The organism is Enterobacter sp. T1-1, from assembly GCF_000710795.1.
GTDB classification, from domain to species: domain Bacteria; phylum Pseudomonadota; class Gammaproteobacteria; order Enterobacterales; family Enterobacteriaceae; genus Enterobacter; species Enterobacter cloacae.
In genome coordinates this window covers 46801-67144 of record NZ_JALW01000050.1, presented here as the reverse complement: position 1 = coordinate 67144, position 20344 = coordinate 46801, and the positions used below count along the sequence as shown (strand labels likewise).

Annotated in this window: 15 protein-coding genes; 4 read left to right on the top strand and 11 right to left on the bottom strand. The window is 54.6% G+C overall.

Translation table 11 applies throughout. From position 1 onward, the window contains the following. Positions 1–261: 261 nt before the first annotated feature. On the bottom strand, positions 262–1908 hold the full coding sequence (locus AK59_RS0116585) for a dihydroxyacetone kinase subunit DhaK (RefSeq protein WP_029883276.1): 1647 nt from the start codon (positions 1906–1908) through the stop codon (positions 262–264). 137 nt (positions 1909–2045) lie between these two features. Between AK59_RS0116585 and AK59_RS0116580 the strand changes: the two genes are divergently transcribed. Continuing rightward, positions 2046–3548 carry a helicase HerA-like C-terminal domain-containing protein gene (locus AK59_RS0116580; RefSeq protein ID WP_029883275.1) on the top strand — a complete coding sequence of 501 codons (1503 nt, stop codon included), beginning with the start codon at positions 2046–2048 and terminating at the stop codon, positions 3546–3548. Here AK59_RS0116580 and AK59_RS0116575 read toward each other — a convergent pair. Next, positions 3528–4469 (bottom strand): TIGR01212 family radical SAM protein, encoded by a 942-nt coding sequence (locus AK59_RS0116575; RefSeq protein WP_156037806.1) that lies wholly within the window; start codon positions 4467–4469, stop codon positions 3528–3530. The genes AK59_RS0116580 and AK59_RS0116575 overlap by 21 nt on opposite strands. A gap of 681 nt (positions 4470–5150) precedes the next feature. On the opposite strand from AK59_RS0116575, the gene gltB reads away from it, so the two are divergent. Together gltB and gltD are read left to right on the top strand one after the other, a co-directional pair. Further along, the gene (gltB, locus tag AK59_RS0116560; protein WP_013098958.1) at positions 5151–9611 is read left to right on the top strand and encodes a glutamate synthase large subunit; all 4461 of its coding nucleotides are present in this window, start codon (positions 5151–5153) and stop codon (positions 9609–9611) included. Between the two features lie 9 nt (positions 9612–9620). Beyond that, complete coding sequence (gene gltD / locus AK59_RS0116555; protein ID WP_013098959.1) at positions 9621–11039, top strand: glutamate synthase subunit GltD; 1419 nt, start codon at positions 9621–9623, stop codon at positions 11037–11039. Positions 11040–11069: 30 nt separating this feature from the next. On the opposite strand, the gene AK59_RS0116550 is transcribed toward gltD, so the two are convergent. The 9 genes from AK59_RS0116550 to zapE form a co-directional block, all read right to left on the bottom strand. Then, complete coding sequence (locus AK59_RS0116550) at positions 11070–11621, bottom strand: membrane protein (RefSeq protein WP_013098960.1); 552 nt, start codon at positions 11619–11621, stop codon at positions 11070–11072. Beyond that, on the bottom strand, positions 11618–14044 hold the full coding sequence (locus tag AK59_RS0116545; protein ID WP_029883272.1) for a fimbrial biogenesis outer membrane usher protein: 2427 nt from the start codon (positions 14042–14044) through the stop codon (positions 11618–11620). Before AK59_RS0116545 ends, AK59_RS0116550 begins: the two co-directional genes overlap by 4 nt. A gap of 6 nt (positions 14045–14050) precedes the next feature. Further along, complete coding sequence (locus tag AK59_RS0116540; protein ID WP_029883271.1) at positions 14051–14758, bottom strand: fimbria/pilus chaperone family protein; 708 nt, start codon at positions 14756–14758, stop codon at positions 14051–14053. Positions 14759–14868: 110 nt separating this feature from the next. Continuing rightward, positions 14869–15540 (bottom strand): DUF1120 domain-containing protein, encoded by a 672-nt coding sequence (locus AK59_RS0116535; RefSeq protein WP_023619954.1) that lies wholly within the window; start codon positions 15538–15540, stop codon positions 14869–14871. Positions 15541–15962: 422 nt separating this feature from the next. Further along, on the bottom strand, positions 15963–16460 hold the full coding sequence (gene sspB, locus AK59_RS0116530) for a ClpXP protease specificity-enhancing factor (RefSeq protein ID WP_029883270.1): 498 nt from the start codon (positions 16458–16460) through the stop codon (positions 15963–15965). Positions 16461–16465: 5 nt separating this feature from the next. Beyond that, positions 16466–17104, bottom strand: coding sequence for a stringent starvation protein SspA (sspA, locus tag AK59_RS0116525; RefSeq protein ID WP_013098965.1), 639 nt, complete (start codon positions 17102–17104; stop codon positions 16466–16468). A gap of 308 nt (positions 17105–17412) precedes the next feature. Beyond that, positions 17413–17805, bottom strand: coding sequence for a 30S ribosomal protein S9 (rpsI, locus tag AK59_RS0116520; RefSeq protein ID WP_000829818.1), 393 nt, complete (start codon positions 17803–17805; stop codon positions 17413–17415). A gap of 15 nt (positions 17806–17820) precedes the next feature. Next, positions 17821–18249 (bottom strand): 50S ribosomal protein L13, encoded by a 429-nt coding sequence (rplM, locus tag AK59_RS0116515; protein WP_013098967.1) that lies wholly within the window; start codon positions 18247–18249, stop codon positions 17821–17823. 289 nt (positions 18250–18538) lie between these two features. Beyond that, positions 18539–19663 (bottom strand): cell division protein ZapE, encoded by a 1125-nt coding sequence (gene zapE, locus AK59_RS0116510; protein ID WP_029883269.1) that lies wholly within the window; start codon positions 19661–19663, stop codon positions 18539–18541. 189 nt (positions 19664–19852) lie between these two features. Between zapE and zapG the strand changes: the two genes are divergently transcribed. Next, positions 19853–20251, top strand: coding sequence for a Z-ring associated protein ZapG (gene zapG, locus AK59_RS0116505; RefSeq protein WP_008502832.1), 399 nt, complete (start codon positions 19853–19855; stop codon positions 20249–20251). Positions 20252–20344: the final 93 nt, after the last annotated feature.

Genomic DNA, 20344 nt, shown 5'->3' with positions numbered 1-20344 from the left:
CCTTCGCGGTGCCCTCGGCTTATTCCTTCCGGCTTATCGGGGACGGGCGGATGTAACGTCCCTGTAAAGCCGCCCTCTCGGCGCATCCATGCGCCTCGCCCCGGCCTGCAGGAAACGCCTCAGCGATTTACAGCCGGACCAGGGCGTCGCTGTAAATCATTCATTTTCCTGAAACAACTTTCGTCGCTTTCGGTAAAAAAATTACTGGGGATCCCTCAGCCCACAGGGAGAGGGCGCAAACACTAAAAACGGTAACGGTTGTTACCGTTTTGCTTCTACCATGGCCTTAAACACCTCTGCCACCGCGACCGCTCCCGGATCCATTACCCCATCCAGATTCTCTTTATTCACATACGACGAACGTCCCGCGCCCGCTTTGCCCATTCTGGCCGTTGCCTCTGCGCCCTGCTGTGCCGCCTGCGCCGCCGCCTGAAGATCGTTTTTCTGTAACGTCTCCAGCGCCGGCTGTAGCGCATCGATCAGCGTGCGATCGCCGAGATCGGCCCCGCCATACTGCTTCATCTGTGCCAGCCCGCTCAGCAATGCATCCGCAAGCGATTGTCCGTCATGCAGCTTTTGTCCGGCTGCCGTGAAAAAGATCGACATTAATACGCCGCTCGATCCGCCCATCACCGTTGCCAGACGCTCGCCCACCAGCAGAAGTAATGTCGACACGTCGCTAAGAGGAAGGTTATTCTCCTCCAGACGCTGCGCAATCTCCCGCGCCCCTTGCGCAAAGGTGGATCCGGTATCACCATCCCCCACTTTCGCATCCAGCGCGTTCAGACGGTTTTCCAGCTGAATCAACGTCTTTGTCACCACAGAGACATATTCGCCCACCTGCGGATTTGCGGACGGGGTAAACTCCACGCGGTCATGGATCGCGCTATGCTCCTGGGTACGCAGCGGGGCAAACGCCACCGGCTTCTGCCAGCCCAGCGTCTCAACCTCTTCATGAAGGGCTTTTTCGAACAGATCGTTTAGCTTCAGCAGCGTCAGCGAAAAGCCCTTCATATCCAGGGCGCTCACCAGCGGTGCCGGGCCAATCAGGTACGCCAGGTTATCTTTCAGTGCCGAGTGGGCCAGCTCTTTGGTGAGCAGAGCCATCTCAAGCGCTGATACGCCCCCCAGGTTATTGATCAACACTGCGAAGCGCCCGTCACCCGCCTTCGCCTTGAGCGGCGTCACCAGCGTGTCGATAATCGCTTTACTGTTCTGCGTATCCACGACGGAAGCCCCCGGCTCACCATGAATGCCCAGACCCAGCTCGACATGACCTTGCTTAATGCGCCCTTCTTCCTCGTCGCTTCCCGGCAGGTTACACGTTTGCATCGCAACGCCCAGGCTCCAGAGGTTATCGCAGGCCTGTTGCGCAATATCACGCACTTCACTCAGCGATTTTCCGTGCTCTGCGGCATAACCCGCGATCTTATGAACCAGCGCCGTACCGGCAATGCCGCGCGGCTGTTTGTTGTCCGGCAGCGCAATATCGTCTGCCACAATGACCATCTCCACCTTCAGGCCGTAGCGTTTCGCCTTTTCTGCCGCCAGACCAAAATTCAGGCGGTCACCGGTGTAGTTTTTAACGATCAGCAGGCAGCCACGGTCGCCCGTCACCGCCACAATGGCATTCAGCACCGCATCCACGCTCGGCGAGGCGAACAGATCGCCACACACTGCTGCCGTCAACATCCCTTTGCCGACAAACCCGCCGTGTGCGGGCTCGTGGCCGGAACCACCACCGGAGATCACCGCCACGCGGCTCTTGTCCCAGTCGCTGCGGGCCACAATGCGAATGGCAGGATCAACATCAAGCTTGACGAGGTTACCGTGCGGAGCAGAAATCAGAATGCCTTCAATAGCATCGTTGACCAGTTGTTTGCGATTATTAAAAAAGAATCTGGACATACATTCTCAACTTGTTGTGAACCGTATGCAAAAGCATAGTCCGCGCTGGGTAATACGCCGCAAAGTAAGGAATTTTTAACGCCATTTTGCCGTCAGGTTGCCTATACTCCACCCAGGACTAAGAGAGGATGAGTATCATGAGTACACCATTGTTAATTGCCAGGACGCTGGAGAAAGAGCTGTTTTTACTGCCTGCGATGGCGAACCGTCACGGCCTGATCACCGGCGCCACCGGGACGGGGAAAACCGTTACCCTGCAGAAACTGGCCGAATCGCTCTCTGAGATTGGCGTGCCGGTCTTTATGGCCGATGTAAAAAGCGATTTAACCGGTGTGGCTCAGGAGGGAGCACCCTCAGAAAAACTCCTTGAGCGTCTGAAAAATATCGGCGTCAATGACTGGACGCCGCACAACAACCCGGTAGTTGTCTGGGATATCTTTGGTGAGAAAGGTCATCCGGTACGTGCCACCGTCTCCGATCTTGGTCCGCTGCTGCTGGCCCGTCTCCTGAATCTCAACGATGTCCAGTCCGGGGTGTTGAACATCATCTTCCGTATTGCCGACGATCAGGGGCTGCTGCTGCTCGATTTCAAAGATCTGCGCGCCATTACCCAATACATCGGCGATAACGCTAAATCCTTCCAGAACCAGTACGGAAACATCAGCAGTGCCTCCGTGGGGGCCATTCAGCGCGGGTTGCTGACGCTGGAGCAACAGGGTGCAGAACATTTCTTCGGCGAGCCGATGCTCGATATCAAAGACTGGATGCGCACTGACAGCAACGGCAAAGGCATCATCAACATTCTGAGCTCAGAGAAGCTCTATCAGATGCCGAAACTCTACGCCGCCAGCCTGCTGTGGATGCTCTCTGAACTTTACGAACAGCTGCCGGAGGCGGGCGACCTTGAGAAGCCGAAGCTGGTGTTCTTCTTCGACGAAGCGCACCTGCTGTTCAACGATGCGCCGCAGGTGCTGCTCGACAAGATCGAGCAGGTTATCCGGCTGATCCGCTCCAAAGGCGTCGGCGTGTGGTTTGTTTCGCAAAACCCGTCGGATATCCCCGATAACGTGCTGGGGCAGCTCGGTAACCGCGTCCAGCATGCCCTGCGCGCCTTTACGCCAAAAGATCAGAAAGCCGTCAAAGCTGCCGCACAAACCATGCGCGCGAACCCGGCCTTTGATACCGAAGCGGCGATTCAGGCGCTGGGTACCGGTGAAGCGCTGATCTCCTTCCTGGATGCCAAAGGCAGTCCGTCCATTGTGGAACGCGCCATGGTGATTGCCCCTTGCTCGCGAATGGGGCCGGTAACGGACGATGAGCGCAACGGCCTGATTAACCACTCCCCGGTTTACGGGAAATACGAAGATGAAGTGGATCGCGAATCTGCCTTCGAGATGCTGCAAAAAGGGGTACAGGCCACCACCGACTCGCAGGACGCCCCACCCGCCAGGGGGCAGTCAGTCGCGGTGGATGACGGCATTCTGGGTGGGCTGAAAGACATTTTGTTTGGCAGTACCGGGCCGCGCGGCGGCAAGCGCGATGGCGTTGTACAGACGATGGCGAAAAGCGCCGCGCGGCAGGTCACGAATCAGATAGTGCGCGGCATGCTGGGGAGTCTGTTAGGCGGTCGCCGCCGGTAGCGGAGCGACCCACGGCCGTCCCAGCGCCGAGCCCTGCACACCGTGCTCATGCAGATAGCGGTCAATCTCCACCATCCCCGTCCAGCGGTTCTCACACCACAGCGGTGCCAGAAGCGTTGGACGGCGGGCGCTGGCGGAGATACGGTGATAGACAATCTCGGGCGGCGTATGACGGATCATCTCCCCTGCCGTTACCGTATACTCGTCGAGTGCGATGCCGTTTAACCGCCCGGCTTGCCAGGCTTTGGCCATAATGCTGCCCTGCACAATATGCAGCGGGTGCAGCTTGATCCCGTCCACGCCTGTCTCAACGACTTTTTCCAGCGTCTCCAGGCCATGCTGCTGCCCTTCTCCCGGCAGGCCGACAATCAGATGCGTGCAGACTTTCAGGCCACGTTCGCGGGCCAGGCGGGTGGTGCGCTGATAGCAGGCAAAATCATGGCCGCGATTAATACGGTGCAGGGTTTTGTAATGCGCGCTTTGCAGGCCTAGTTCCAGCCAGATCTCATAGCCCTGCTCTTTATACTCGCTGAGTAAATCCAGCACCGCGTCGGGCACGCAGTCCGGACGCGTACCGACACACAGCCCGACAATGTTCGCCTGAGCAACCGCCTGCTGATACATCGAACGCAGCACCTGCACTTCCGCCCATGTGCTGGTGTAGGCCTGGAAATAGGCCAGATACTGCTTTGCCCGGTTCACAAGACGGGCCTGATGCGCGAGCTGTTCCGCGATAGATTTATGCTGCTGCGCCTCGTCCGCAAAGGAGGCCACGTTACAGAAGGTGCAGCCGCCGCGCCCGAGCGTACCATCGCGATTCGGGCAGCTAAAACCGCCATGCAGCGTCAGCTTGTGAACCTTTTGCCCGTAGCGCTGCAAAAGATCCCCACCAAACATATTGACTAATTTCTGTAACTGCATAATCTGATAGACCGTCCCGAAGAAAGGGGACAAGCCTGCCATTTTTAGCCACCATCGGCGATGACCTGGATCAATCGCCCTGGCTGGCCTTTATCTATTTGAATAACTACTCAAGATTACTGCAATTTCATTCACACCAAATGTGATTACTTTTCCTTATGTTCTGATTGTTTTTTTTATTTATAACGCCAGCACTGAAAAACAGTGACTTTATGCGGGTTTAAACCGCACAGCAGTTTATTATCCTGTAAAAAAACCGGCATTCAGCACGCTGCATCAATAATACCGCTTTCATATAGTGAGTCAGATCACACTCCGCTGCGACTTCGCAGGGCGCTTAGTGGTTGTAAAAATAGTTAAATATCTTTTAAATACAATACATTATCTTCTCTATAGCACATTTTTGTATAAATAAGATTGCCATTTGACCTGTGTACCAATTCCCGATAAGTTGGAAATCCGCTGGAAGCTTTCTGGATGAGCGGCCTGCTCATCATATTTATGCAGTAATTGAGATTCCCTCTGAAGCAAGTCCTCAAACTTGTTTACCTGCGCGAAAGGATGAAAAGAGGGCGAATGCGAGGTCCGCGTATGAAACGCAAACCCCGTCGCCATGCTCTTTCTGTGCCTGTGCGCCACGGTTCAGTGGGAAGCCCGACGAGCCTGGGGAGGTTCACTGATATGTTGTACGATAAATCCCTTGAGAAGGATAACTGTGGTTTCGGCCTGATCGCCCACATAGAAGGCGAACCTAGCCACAAGGTAGTGCGTACTGCTATTCACGCACTGGCCCGTATGCAGCACCGTGGTGCCATCCTTGCCGATGGTAAAACCGGCGACGGTTGCGGCCTGCTGCTGCAAAAACCGGATCGTTTCTTCCGTATCGTGGCGGAAGAGCGCGGCTGGCGTTTAGCCAAAAACTACGCTGTCGGTATGCTGTTCCTGAATCAGGATCCTGAAAAAGCTGCCGCCTCACGCCGCATCGTTGAAGAAGAACTTCAGCGTGAAACCCTGTCTATTGTCGGCTGGCGCGATGTGCCAACCAACGAAGGGGTGCTCGGTGAAATCGCCCTCTCCTCGCTGCCTCGTATTGAACAGATTTTTGTTAATGCGCCTGCGGGCTGGCGTCCACGTGATATGGAACGCCGTCTGTTTATTGCCCGCCGCCGCATTGAAAAACGTCTCCAGGACGATAAAGAGTTCTACGTCTGTAGCCTCTCGAACCTGGTGAACATCTATAAAGGTCTGTGTATGCCGGCTGACCTGCCGCGCTTCTACCTGGACCTGGCGGACCTGCGTCTGGAATCGGCCATTTGCCTGTTCCACCAGCGCTTCTCCACCAACACCGTTCCACGCTGGCCGCTGGCACAGCCGTTCCGCTATCTGGCACACAACGGCGAGATCAACACCATCACCGGTAACCGCCAGTGGGCGCGCGCCCGTACCTATAAGTTCCAGACCCCGCTGATCCCGGACCTGCATGATGCTGCGCCGTTCGTTAACGAAACCGGCTCTGACTCCAGCTCCATGGATAACATGCTGGAACTGCTGCTGGCAGGCGGCATGGATATCGTGCGTGCCATGCGTCTGCTCGTGCCACCGGCCTGGCAGAACAATCCGGATATGGATCCGGAGCTGCGCGCATTCTTTGACTTTAACTCCATGCACATGGAGCCATGGGATGGCCCGGCGGGCATCGTCATGTCCGACGGTCGTTTTGCCGCCTGTAACCTGGACCGTAACGGTCTGCGTCCGGCGCGCTACGTCATCACCAAAGACAAGCTCATCACCTGCGCCTCAGAAGTCGGTATCTGGGATTACCAGCCTGACGAAGTGGTTGAGAAAGGCCGTGTTGGGCCGGGCGAGCTGATGGTTATCGATACCCGCGGTGGGCGTATTCTGCACTCCGCTGAAACAGACAACGATCTGAAGAGCCGCCATCCCTATAAAGAGTGGATGGAGAAAAACGTGCGCCGTCTGGTACCGTTCGAAGATCTGCCGGATGAAGAAGTGGGCAGCCGCGAGCTGGACGACGATACGCTGGCAAGCTTCCAGAAGCAGTTTAACTACAGTGCGGAAGAGCTGGATTCCGTCATCCGCGTGCTTGGTGAAAACGGTCAGGAGGCTGTCGGCTCCATGGGTGACGATACCCCGTTTGCCGTGCTCTCCAGTCAGCCACGTGTAATTTATGACTACTTCCGTCAACAGTTTGCACAGGTGACCAACCCGCCAATCGACCCGCTGCGTGAAGCCCACGTCATGTCATTGGCAACAAGCATTGGTCGCGAGATGAACGTCTTCTGCGAGGCAGAAGGCCAGGCTCACCGCCTGACCTTTAAATCTCCGATCCTGCTTTACTCCGATTTCAAACAGCTCACCACGCTGAAAGAGGATCACTACCGCGCTGACACGCTCGATATCACCTTCGACGTGACCGAAGCGACCCTCGAAGAGACGGTGAACGCGCTGTGTGACAAAGCGGAACAGATGGTGCGTAACGGCACCGTTCTGCTGGTGCTGTCTGACCGTAATATTGCGAAGAACCGCCTGCCGGTACCTGCGCCAATGGCGGTGGGGGCTATCCAGACGCGTCTGGTCGATAAGAGCCTGCGCTGCGACGCCAACATCATTGTTGAAACCGCAAGCGCACGCGATCCGCACCACTTTGCCGTGCTGTTAGGCTTTGGTGCGACGGCGATCTATCCATACCTTGCCTACGAAACGCTGGCTCGTCTGGTGGACACCCGCGCGATCGACAAAGATTACCGTACCGTGATGCTGAACTACCGTAACGGCATCAACAAAGGTCTCTACAAAATCATGTCCAAAATGGGCATCTCGACCATCGCCTCTTACCGCTGCTCGAAGCTGTTTGAAGCGGTTGGCCTGCATAACGACGTGGCAAACCTCTGCTTCCAGGGCGTGGTCAGCCGCATCGGTGGAGCCGGTTTTGCCGACTTCCAGCAGGATCTGGTGAACCTGTCTAAGCGCGCCTGGCTGGCACGTAAGCCGCTGGAGCAAGGTGGTCTGCTGAAGTACGTTCACGGTGGCGAGTATCACGCCTACAACCCGGACGTGGTGCGCACGCTGCAGCAGGCCGTCCAGAGCGGCGAGTACAGCGATTATCAGCAGTATGCTGAGCTGGTGAACAACCGCCCGGCAGCCACGCTGCGCGATCTGCTGGCGCTGAACCCAGGTGATGAAGCGGTCAGCATCGACGACGTAGAGCCTGCGTCTGAGCTGTTCAAACGCTTTGACACCGCTGCGATGTCCATCGGCGCATTAAGCCCGGAAGCCCACGAGGCGCTGGCCGAAGCGATGAACAGCATCGGCGGTAACTCTAACTCCGGTGAAGGCGGTGAAGATCCTGCCCGCTACGGCACCAATAAAGTGTCCCGTATCAAGCAGGTGGCATCTGGTCGCTTTGGCGTAACGCCAGCGTACCTGGTCAACGCCGACGTCATTCAGATTAAAGTCGCTCAGGGGGCAAAACCGGGCGAAGGCGGTCAGTTACCGGGTGATAAAGTCACCCCGTACATCGCCAAACTGCGTTACTCGGTACCGGGCGTGACGCTGATCTCCCCGCCGCCGCACCACGATATCTACTCTATCGAGGATCTGGCGCAGCTGATTTTCGACCTGAAACAGGTCAACCCGAAAGCGATGATCTCCGTGAAGCTGGTTTCCGAACCGGGCGTCGGCACCATCGCGACCGGTGTGGCGAAAGCCTATGCGGATCTCATCACCATCGCCGGCTACGACGGTGGCACCGGTGCAAGCCCGCTCTCTTCCGTGAAATACGCGGGTTGTCCGTGGGAGCTGGGCCTGGTGGAAACCCAACAGGCGCTGGTGGCAAACGGTCTGCGTCATAAGATCCGTCTGCAGGTGGACGGCGGCCTGAAAACCGGCCTCGACATCATCAAAGCGGCGATTCTGGGTGCGGAAAGCTTCGGCTTTGGTACCGGCCCGATGGTTGCGCTGGGCTGTAAATACCTGCGTATTTGCCACCTGAACAACTGTGCGACCGGCGTTGCAACCCAGGACGAGAAGCTGCGTAAGAACCACTATCACGGCCTGCCGTTCAAAGTGACAAACTACTTTGACTTCATCGCCCGTGAAACCCGCGAGCTGATGGCGCAACTGGGTGTAAAACGTCTGGTGGATCTGATTGGCCGTACCGACCTGCTGAAAGAGCTGGACGGTTTCACTGCCAAACAGCAGAAACTGGATCTGGGCAAGCTGCTGGAAACGGCCGAGCCGCATCCAGGTAAGGCGGTCTACTGCACCGAGAACAACCCGCCGTTCGACAATGGCGTGCTGAACGCGCAGCTGCTGCAGCAGGCGAAGCCATATGTGGATGAGAAGCAGAGCAAAACGTTCTGGTTTGATATCCGCAACACCGACCGCTCTGTGGGTGCGTCGCTCTCTGGTTACATCGCGCAAACGCACGGCGATCAGGGGCTGGCAGCGGATCCGATCACCGCGCACTTCAGCGGTACGGCGGGTCAGAGCTTCGGCGTGTGGAATGCCGGCGGCGTTGAGCTTTACCTGACTGGCGATGCTAACGACTACGTCGGTAAAGGCATGGCGGGTGGTCTGCTGGCGGTGCGTCCTCCGGTGGGCTCTGCCTTCCGCAGTCACGAAGCCAGCATCATCGGTAACACCTGTCTCTACGGCGCGACCGGTGGCCGTCTGTTTGCCGCGGGCCGTGCGGGTGAGCGTTTTGCGGTGCGTAACTCCGGTGCTATCACCGTGGTGGAAGGCATTGGTGATAACGGCTGTGAATACATGACGGGCGGGATTGTTTGCGTGCTGGGGAAAACCGGCGTGAACTTTGGCGCAGGCATGACGGGCGGTTTTGCATACGTCCTGGATGAAGATGGTGAGTTCCGCAAACGCGTGAACCCGGAGCTGGTGGAAGTGCTGGACGTTGATACGCTGGCGATCCACGAAGAACACCTGCGCGGTTTGATTACCGAACACGTGCAGCATACCGGTTCTTCGCGCGGCGAAGAGATCCTGGCGAACTGGCCAGCGTTCTCTGCGAAATTCGCGCTGGTTAAACCGAAGTCCAGCGATGTTAAAGCCCTGTTGGGTCACCGTAGTCGTAGCGCAGCAGAGCTGCGTGTGCAGGCGCAGTAAGGAATTCAGATGAGCCAGAACGTATACCAGTTTATCGACCTGCAGCGTGTTGATCCGCCAAAGAAACCGCTGAAGATCCGTAAAATTGAATTTGTAGAAATCTATGAGCCGTTTTCAGAAGGCCAGGCCAAAGCACAGGCAGACCGCTGCCTGTCCTGCGGTAACCCTTACTGTGAGTGGAAATGTCCGGTCCATAACTACATCCCTAACTGGCTGAAGCTGGCCAACGAAGGGCGTATTTTTGAAGCCGCCGAGCTTTCTCACCAGACCAACACCCTGCCAGAAGTGTGCGGCCGCGTGTGTCCGCAGGACCGTCTGTGTGAAGGCTCCTGTACGCTGAACGACGAGTTTGGCGCGGTGACCATCGGTAACATTGAGCGCTACATCAACGATAAAGCGTTTGAGATGGGCTGGCGTCCGGATATGACCGGCGTGAAGCAAACCGACAAGCGCGTGGCGATCATCGGCGCGGGTCCGGCGGGCCTGGCCTGTGCAGATGTCCTGACCCGTAACGGCGTGAAGGCGGTGGTCTTTGACCGTCATCCGGAGATCGGCGGCCTGCTGACCTTCGGTATCCCGGCCTTCAAGCTGGAGAAAGAGGTTATGACCCGTCGCCGTGAAATCTTCACCGGCATGGGCATTGAGTTCAAACTGAATGTGGAAGTGGGCCGCGACGTGCAGCTCGACGATCTGCTGAAGGATTACGACGCCGTGTTCCTGGGCGTGGGTACCTATCAGTCCATGCGTGGCGGACTCGAGAACGAAGACGCGCCAGGGGTGTACGACGCGCTGCCGTTCCTGATTGCCAACACCAAGCAGATCATGGGATATGGCGAAACGGCCGATGAGCCTTACGTCAGCATGGAAGGCAAACGCGTGGTGGTACTGGGCGGTGGTGACACCGCGATGGACTGCGTGCGTACCTCCATTCGTCAGAACGCGGCGCACGTAATCTGTGCTTACCGTCGTGACGAAGAGAACATGCCGGGCTCAAAACGCGAAGTGAAAAACGCGCGTGAAGAGGGCGTGGAGTTCCAGTTCAACATCCAGCCTCTGGGTATTGAAGTGAATGCCAACGGTAAAGTGAGCGGCGTGAAGATGGCGCGCACCGAGATGGGTGCCCCGGATGCCAAAGGCCGCCGTCGCGCGGAGATCGTGGCTGGTTCTGAGCACGTGATCCCGGCTGACGCGGTCGTCATGGCGTTCGGTTTCCGTCCTCACAGCATGGAGTGGCTGGCGAAGCACAGCGTTGAGCTGGATTCACAGGGTCGTATTATCGCGCCAGAAGGCAGCGACAATGCGTTCCAGACCAGCAACCCGAAAATCTTCGCCGGTGGTGATATCGTTCGTGGTTCTGACCTGGTGGTGACGGCAATTGCCGAAGGCCGTAAGGCGGCAGACGGTATACTGAACTATCTGGAAGTGTAAAAAATGGCCCGGCGATTGCCGGGCCAACTTTTATTTTTTAAGCAGTTGCCAGGTTAAATCGGTCTCCAGCGCGGTTTGATCCGAAATATGGTTAAACGCGCTGTCATTGAGCACCGGGAAAATGGTGACGGTAAAGTTCATCTGCTGGCCGCTGGGTACCCTGCCGTTTTCAACCGCCACGACAGCCTCGTTATTGCGGATATAGAGCGATGACCCATTATCAGTATCCGGCGTAAAATTCACCTGATCCGTTGTTTTCCCTACGTTGTAGCTTTTACCATCCAGCGTCAGGTTGCTGACCTTTATCGCCACACCACCGTTCTGACCAAACTGAAAACGCCCTTTCTGACCAGAAGCCCCCTGTAACAGCGTCGCCATCTGCTGTTTTTCCGGGCAATAGACGCTGACATTTATGTCTTTTTCCGGCATTTTGTTCCAGCTCTGCTGGCTGGTGACAATGCTGTCACGCCGCATCTGATGATAATCCACAACCGGCTGAGAGAGCGTTAGCTGACAATCGTCAGCATAAGAAAGGCACGGTAAAGCAAGCAGCAATAGCGCAGCCAGACGTTGAATGTTCATCGACATACTCCGTTAACTTCTTCGTAAAACGCGTCTTCGTCGTGCTTTTCAGGAAGCGTAAAATCAAGTTTGCACAGTCGGTTATTGTCATCATCAACGGCATAAAGCGCGCTAATCTGATCGGCATCGTTCAGGAAGACATGTCCGTCATCAACCACCGTCACCACGTAGTTATTTTTATCATCCACCACCGACAGACCTTTCGTCAGCGGCTTCCCGTCGGCCTGCTTAATACGTAACATCACGCGGCGGCTGTTCAATACTTTGAAGCTCACTTCGCTTACCGAGCCATGTGCAGCAGCAATATATTTGGTCCCGTTCGCCAGGGTCATGCTCTGCGGTAGCTTGTTCGCATCCACTTCGATACGTGAGTTACGCCATTCAGTCAGGCCGGGAATGACAGCCTGGCCCCAGCGGTCGGTCCAGACGGTGCCCTGCGGCGTGGTGATCTCAACGCCCGCTTTCGGTTCGCTGAGTCTGGCGATGGCAAACGTGTCCTTGATGGAATACGGTGAGAAGGTCACACCGTCTTTGTGCATCGCAATGCCGCCAGACAGGGTCGCATTGTAGTTACGCTGATGATCGCCGCTGGTACCGCCCCCGACGCTAAGCTGGGTGTAGTGAAGATTAGTGTTGATGTTGCCGTTGAAGCTGTTTTCCTGTGATTCGTCATCACGATCGGCAGAAATATAGTAGTTGGTGTTCTCCCCCAGCGACCCGCTGTTCGCCAGACCATAGCTGGTGCTGTCGCCCTGCTTACGCATATACGAACTCAGGCTCTGCGAACCGCCTAACGGAATGCTGAGGTTGATATAGAGCAGATCGTCGTCCTGGTCGTCATCCGTGCTGCCCACTGCGCTTTGCCAGTTCACGTTGATTGAAGCGTATTTGAAGGTTTTCCCCCACGACAGAAGCAAGTAGCGGGAATCTTCGCCGTCTCCTGCGGCCTGGTTGTAGCTCAGGCCCGCACTAAATGCCCCGGCCAATTCTGTGGACCAACGTACGTTGGCCGAATAACTGTTGTCATAGCCCTGATAATCATCATCCATGGCATCTGCGAGTTCGCGATAATCACCGCTGTAATGGGCCATACTGGCAGACAGGCCGACATTCTCAGTCAACGAGTAATCGCTCTGGAGTTCGTTTTTGATACCATTATCACTGTCGCCAAATTGCGCGTTGCTGGCGGCCATACTGGTGGAGACGTTCCAGCCATCGGTAACCATAAATTCTGTGCGCGCCCCCGCGGCCTGATAATCTTCGGCCACCACGCCGGAGGCAAGCAGGTTCATCCAGGGGAAAATTCGCCAGCCATCGGATACGTTGAACACCAGCGGATCGCTGTAGTCACTGTCTATACCACGCACCTGGCCCGCCGAAACGGTCAGGCCGTTTGGTTTTGAAAGATTTCGGGCTTTTACGGATGCGGCGGGAACAATGTAGCGGTTGGTCGAACCGTCGGACTCCACAACGGTGACGTCAAGATCGACGTTGTTACGGACCATCGGGACGTCATCCAGCGTGAACGGGCCCGCCGGTACTAACGTGTTGAAAATGAGTCTTCCGTTTTGACGCACTTCAACGCGCGCCTGCGAGGTTCGGGCAATACCGGATACGCTCACCCCCGAGCTGTCTTTCTGCAGACCGCTGGTCGGCATTAACTGCACACCGGTAATCGGGACGCCGCTTAACACATCTGACATGGCGTTAATTTCCCCCACCTGCATGGTCAGGCGTTGAGGAACAAACACATACTCTGCGTAGGTATAAATACTCTCTGCGTTTCGGTTGCCGTCGTCATCCGTCAGGATATAGCGGCTGCGTAGCGACCAATCCATCGCGTTGAAGCCCGCCTCCAGGCTTGCCTGTGAGTAACGGTTACTGCTGCTGTCACTTCCGCTGTATTCGTTTTTGGTGCTGAAGAGCGAGTAGTTAAGCATCCCTGCCGTGCCGCCATGCTGGAAATTTTTGACATCAGCGCTCAGGCTGTTAAGTGCTTCCGCTGGCAGATAAAGCTCGACCGCTTCCTGGTTTGGCAAGGGATTGATCACCGCCTGAGCGTAATCGCTACGCAGATCATGGCAGGTCTCATTCGCCTTTATGGGCACCGGCATGAGACCTGCAAATTCCAGGAAGTCGTTATCAACGCACATCGTTCCGTCTTCACTGAAGCGTACGGCCGCTGTTCCGCGATCGTTACCGTTCACTTTGACAGAAACGGAATGCGTCCCCGGTAAAAAGCGCGGCGCTTGCGCAAAATAGCGGTTTAGATCGGCCCCAAGACCACGTGATTTCAGGATATCAGTATCAAACGTCACCTCCCTCGCGTGGAGGGAGGGAGCATCAAGCAACATCAGAGGTATTGCGCTATAAATCACAGCGCGCACAAAAAGTGCAAGTTGGCTTTTTTTACGCACCGCCATAATCCTTTATTTTTTATTGAGATCCGAGATAAAGCTGGGCACTTCTACCCCATAACGGCTGGCCGGGAAAAACTTCACTTTCGTGTTTCCACTGACGGATTTGCCCATAGAAACCGTCATGGTTTCACCGGGTAAAATGTAGGTTTTGGCAAGCGATCCGCTGATGCCTGAAGGCTGCAGCACCACGTTCTGTGCCAGACGCACGACATATTTGCTTGGGTTTTTTACCGTGACGGACGTGCCTGACGCGGTCCAGTCGAGGAATTTCCACGCATCGGTTACCACGGCCAGCTTCGCAGGGCGAATCAGCACGGGCAGGTCCTGACGAATATTGATGCCAATTTTCACTTTATTGTCATCGCTCTTCGGCGGGATCCCTTCGAAGGTCACACGCTTGTAGTGCTCAACGTCCAGCGGTTTGCTGGTTTGCAGGATGAAGCGCAATTGCTGAGTCTGACCGGGCTCGAGACGTACCACGGGCTGAGTGGTGACAAGTTTCAGGCCTTTATCATCCGGCAGATCCACCACGTCGGTGTACAGCAGCGACGGATGGCTATCGGTATTTTTGACGTTGATGGTGCCACTGTGGGTCGCTTCATCAATTACCAGCAGACTGGTTTCTGGCACCATACCGGCTGCATGTACGCCAAACTGTGCAGAGAATAAAACTGCGGCAGCGAGTGTTTTAAATAAAACCTTTTTAGAGCATGTCATATGTATATTCCTTGAAAGCACTACTTAACATTCCGTGTTGATGGCGCTTATTTTTGAGAGAAAGGGTGTTCCCTCTGCATTAAATTTAACTCACTTTAAATTTGAAAGAATTACAGATACTTTAGGCTGATCGTCAACTGACCATCCAGCCGGGTATCATCGGTAATGGCAAGCGTTGTGGTATTCTGAATAGCCAGAGACGTTACCAGCGGAAATGTTGCTGTCTGGAAAGCAAGCGGGTCAATACTTCCCGATAATGCGACGGTAATATTGCGATTATTTTCACCCTGACTTGAACCATCAGTACTCTTAGCCCAGGTCGTTGAGCCATTCTGCTGATATATTGGATCGACAGATTTTCCGTCTGCAGTAACGCTATTCACCTTCATAAACATGGCATAAGAGCCAATATTTACCGTGCCTGCTTTGCCAACGCCATAGGTCTGGTTAGTCGCACTCTGTGCCCCACCCGTAAATGTACCGGCAGAAACGGTTAATCCTGCGTTAGAGTCGGCGCGATCGTCTATCATATTCCAGGCCACTTTTGTTGCTGCCGTGCAGGTGATGGTGAGATCGATATTCCGTTGCCCTAACTGGTTCACCGCCGTAGAGGACAATTCACCTAAGCGGATATTTCCATAGTCCACCACGCCGCCATTGCTAAATTCAGGGGTACAGGCAGAGGCTGTCAGCGTCCCTTTAATTTTCAATATCGCGGTTTCAGCGGCAAACGTAGAGTTTACGCAAAGGAATAATGCTGTAGCCAATAGAATTTTTTTCACGAGTTAATCCATAACTTATGATTTATAGAAAATAAAATTCGACTGATTCCATCCTTGTTAGTCGCTATTACCTCCGTTTGCAAAATGCATGGTGCGATAATATAGAAATGATAAATACATGCAACTTAGGTTTATTAACTTTTCTTTTTAGATTTACTCAAACAATAGGCGGAATTTATAAAACAGAGGTTTCCAGATCTTTTTAGACCATTTATATTCAGAATAATTATTGCTTGCGATGCTTTGTTTTTTCCGGCTTTGTATTCCAAAATTTCTGTTATATAGAATAAAGTATTGCACTGTCTTAATTTTGTACAAATCTATACATAGAAAAAATATCCGCTCAACAGTCGTTTAATCTTTACATCGGCAAAAAAAAATCCAGCCGACTGAGGAGGGCTGGATTTTATAATGGATGACGCTTATTTTACCACTCTGAGAGCCGGACGCCCGCCGCGTGGTGGCGGATCGTCATCAGGATCGTTTTCATCCTGGCGGTCAGGTTTGTCGCCGTCGATAACCGACATCACCGTGTCGCTGTCTCGCTCCCCGGTTGCATCGTCTTCATTCAGGCTGGCAACCTCTTCATCGTAAGCCGCTTCCGGCTCGAACATCGTACCCGCGCCGTTTTCCCGCGCGTAGATAGCCAGCACCGCGGCCAGCGGCACGGAAACCTGACGTGGTACGCCGCCGAAACGCGCGTTAAAACGCACTTCGTCGTTCGCCAGTTCAAGATTACCCACCGCACGGGGGGCAATGTTCAAAACGATCTGTCCGTCACGCGCGTATTCCATCGGAACCAGCACGCCCGGCAACGTCACATCCACAACCAGGTGCGGCGTGAGCTGGTTATCCAGCAGCCATTCATAGAAGGCGCGCAGCAGATACGGACGGCGTGGTGAAAGTTGTGACATTTCCACAGTCATTAGCCTCGGCCGAGACGCATTTCACGTTCCGGTTCAGTTAAGGATGCCAGGAAGGAGTCGCGTTCAAAGACGCGGGTCATATAGCCTTTCAGCTCTTTTGCGCCCGGGCCGCTGAATTCAACGCCAAGTGTCGGCAGGCGCCACAGCAGCGGTGCCAGGTAGCAGTCCACCAGGCTGAACTCATCGCTCAGGAAGAACGGTTTCTGGCCGAACACAGGGGCAATCGCCAGCAGCTCTTCACGCAGTTGTTTACGTGCAGCGTCTGCTTCTGAAGCAGAACCGTTTTCGATCACGTTCATCAGCGTGTACCAGTCTTTCTCGATACGCTGCATGTACAGGCGGCTTTCGCCACGCGCCACAGGGTAAACAGGCATCAGCGGTGGATGCGGGAAACGCTCATCCAGGTATTCCATAATGATACGGGATTCCCACAGGGTCAGCTCGCGATCCACCAGCGTTGGTACACTTTGGCTCGGGTTGAGATCGATCAGATCCTGAGGTGGGTTATCCTTTTCCACATGCTCGATCTCAAAACTGACACCCTTCTCGGCCAGCACGATACGAACCTGATGGCTATAAATGTCAGTAGGACCAGAAAACAGCGTCATTACCGAACGTTTGTTGGCAGCGACAGCCATGAAAACCTCCAGGTATATTCAGAATTTTTACTGCTACCGGCCCGGTGGGGCCAGCCAGATGATGTAGCGCCCATCCCAGAGAAGACACATTGTTCAAGAATCGAACAAAAATCGAGTATTCACCGATATTTGGGCAGAAAATTGGATGATAGTTTACCAGATTTTGATGGCTTTGTGGTGAGGGGATTCTGGAAATGCGGAAAAAGAGGAGATATATGCATTGATAATGTGGATAACCTGAGCATTACCCATAAAAAAACCCGCCGAAGCGGGTTTTTCGCCAATCGTTCTGCGTGAGCAGAAAATGATTAACGTTTGGAGAACTGTGGACGACGACGTGCTTTACGCAGACCCACTTTCTTACGTTCAACCTGACGAGCGTCACGAGTAACGAAGCCAGCTTTACGCAGTTCAGAACGCAGGGATTCGTCGTACTCCATCAGAGCGCGGGTGATACCGTGACGGATCGCACCTGCCTGACCGGAGATACCACCACCTTTAACGGTGATGTACAGATCCAGTTTTTCTACCATATCAACCAGTTCCAGCGGCTGGCGAACTACCATGCGGGCAGTTTCGCGACCGAAGTACTGTTCCAGAGAACGCTGGTTGATTACGATTTTACCGTTGCCCGGTTTGATGAACACGCGAGCTGCGGAACTTTTGCGGCGACCAGTGCCGTAGTATTGATTTTCAGCCATTGCCTATAATCCCGATTAGATGTCAAGAACTTGCGGTTGCTGTGCCGCGTGGTTGTGCTCGTTACCTGCGTAAACTTTCAGTTTACGGAACATAGCACGACCCAGCGGGCCTTTTGGCAGCATGCCTTTAACCGCGATTTCAATCACACGCTCAGGACGGCGAGCAATCATCTCTTCAAAGGTCGCTTCTTTGATACCACCGATGTGGCCAGTGTGGTGGTAGTACATTTTGTCTTCGCGCTTGTTGCCGGTTACAGCAACTTTTTCTGCGTTCAGAACGATGATGTAGTCACCAGTATCAACGTGCGGAGTGTATTCCGCTTTGTGCTTACCGCGCAGGCGACGAGCCAGTTCAGTAGCCAGACGGCCCAGAGTTTTACCGGTCGCGTCAACAACATACCAGTCGCGTTGTACGGTTTCTGGTTTAGCTGTAAAAGTTTTCATTAAAAGCTTACCCAAATAATAAGTTACACGTTGGTGAACACCCAAACGTTTAGTCAGTTGAGGTTCACACGACAAAGTCCGGCAAACCTACCCCTTCGAATAGCTCATGCCGACACATAGAAAGTTTCGGGAAAAAAACCTTCTCGTAACGTGGGGTCGCAAGATTATAGAGAAGTTGAGGTCAAAGATCGACCCTTAAATGTGATTTGGAATGGGTTTTTCGGGGGGCAAGTTTTTGCGGTCCGGTGCCCTCACCCCCAGCCCCTCTCCCACGGGGAGAGGGTAGCATTTAAGGCATATGCTCCAGCTTCAGATACTCCTCGCTCTGCATCTCCTGCAGGCGCGACAGGCAGCGCTGGAACTCAAACTTCAAACGTTCCCCCTGATACACCTCATATAAAGGCACCTCGGCGCTCACCACCAGCTTGACGTGGCGTTCGTAAAACTCGTCCACCAGCGCAATGAAGCGTCGCGCCTCGCTTTCCATCAGCCGTGTCATGACGGGTACATCCAGCAGCATCACCGTGTGGAACAGGCGCGAAAGGGCGATGTAGTCGTGCTGACTGCGGGCGTCCACGCACAGCGTCGCAAAAGAGACCGCCAGCGTTTGGTTTTCAACACCGAGCGTAGGCAACGGACGATGGTTAATCTCCAGCGTCGGGGCGTTTTCGCGCTTTGCTCCCGCCAGCGCCAGCCACAGTTTATCCATCTGGCGGGTGGTCTCGGCATTCAGCGGTGAGAGCCACAGGTGCGCCTGAGTCAGCGTGCGCAAACGGTAATCCACGCCTGCATCAACATTCATAATGTCACAATGCTGTTTGATGGCATCAATGGCAGGCAGGAAACGCGCCCGCTGGAGGCCGTTACGATACAGCTCATCCGGCGGAATATTCGAGGTGGCGACCAGCGTGATTCCGCGGGCAAACAGCGCTTTCATCAGGCCGCCCAACAGCATGGCATCGGTGATATCCGAAACAAAAAACTCATCGAAACAGAGGACGTCCGTTTCAGATTTAAACCTGTCAGCCACAATCTCCAGCGGATCGCTTTTGCCCTGCAGCGCCGTTAACTCTTCATGCACCCGCAGCATAAAGCGGTGAAAGTGCAGGCGTTGTTTACGCTCACCCGGCAGGCTCTGATAAAACAGATCCATCAACCAGGTTTTCCCGCGACCGACACCGCCCCACATATATAAACCGCGTGCCGGGGCGTTAGCCTGTGGCTCTTTTTTTCCGAGCAGTCGGCTCAATGCCGCCTTCAGCCCACCGCTCTGCCCTGCTTCCGCAGGTTTTGCCGTAAGCTCATGGAAAAGGGTATCCAGACGGTTAACCGCTTCACGTTGAACGTCATCCGGCTGATGTGAGCCCTCGTCCAGGGCCAGTTGATATCGCGATGCGGGGGACAGGTTTTGCATAATCTTGTTGTTATTCCTTCAATTAAACCTCATCAGCAGGCGTGACTGATGAAAAAAAGGCCGTTCTACACTACGCGATGATACGTCAGGATTCCACTTCTGCAGAAATAGCGGTTATAGTGGCAATATCAGGCACAGGCAGGAGCCGAGCCAACACCCTACGGAACAACAAGACAACGGGAGAAGTTCATGACCTGGGAATATGCGCTAATCGGTTTAGTCGTCGGCATCGTGATCGGTGCTGTGGCCATGCGTTTCGGTAATCGCAAATTGCGTCAGCAGCAGTCACTGCAATACGAACTGGAAAAGAACAAAGCCGAGCTGGAAGAGTACCGCGAAGAGCTGGTCAGCCACTTTGCCCGTAGCGCTGAGCTGCTGGACAATATGGCGACCGACTACCGCCAGCTGTATCAGCACATGGCAAAAAGCTCCAGCAGCCTGCTGCCGGAAATGACCGCGGAAACCAACCCGTTCCGCAACCGTCTGGCAGACTCTGAGGCCGGTAACGATCAGGCCCCTGTTCAGATGCCTCGCGACTATTCTGATGGCGCGTCCGGCCTGCTGCGCGGCGGTGTTAAGCGCGATTAATCACACAACCTGAAATTATTTTACGGGCGCAGCGATTGCGCCCGTCCTTTCTTCTTGACCCCAGCTATTATTTAGTTAAACACCTCATTGTTC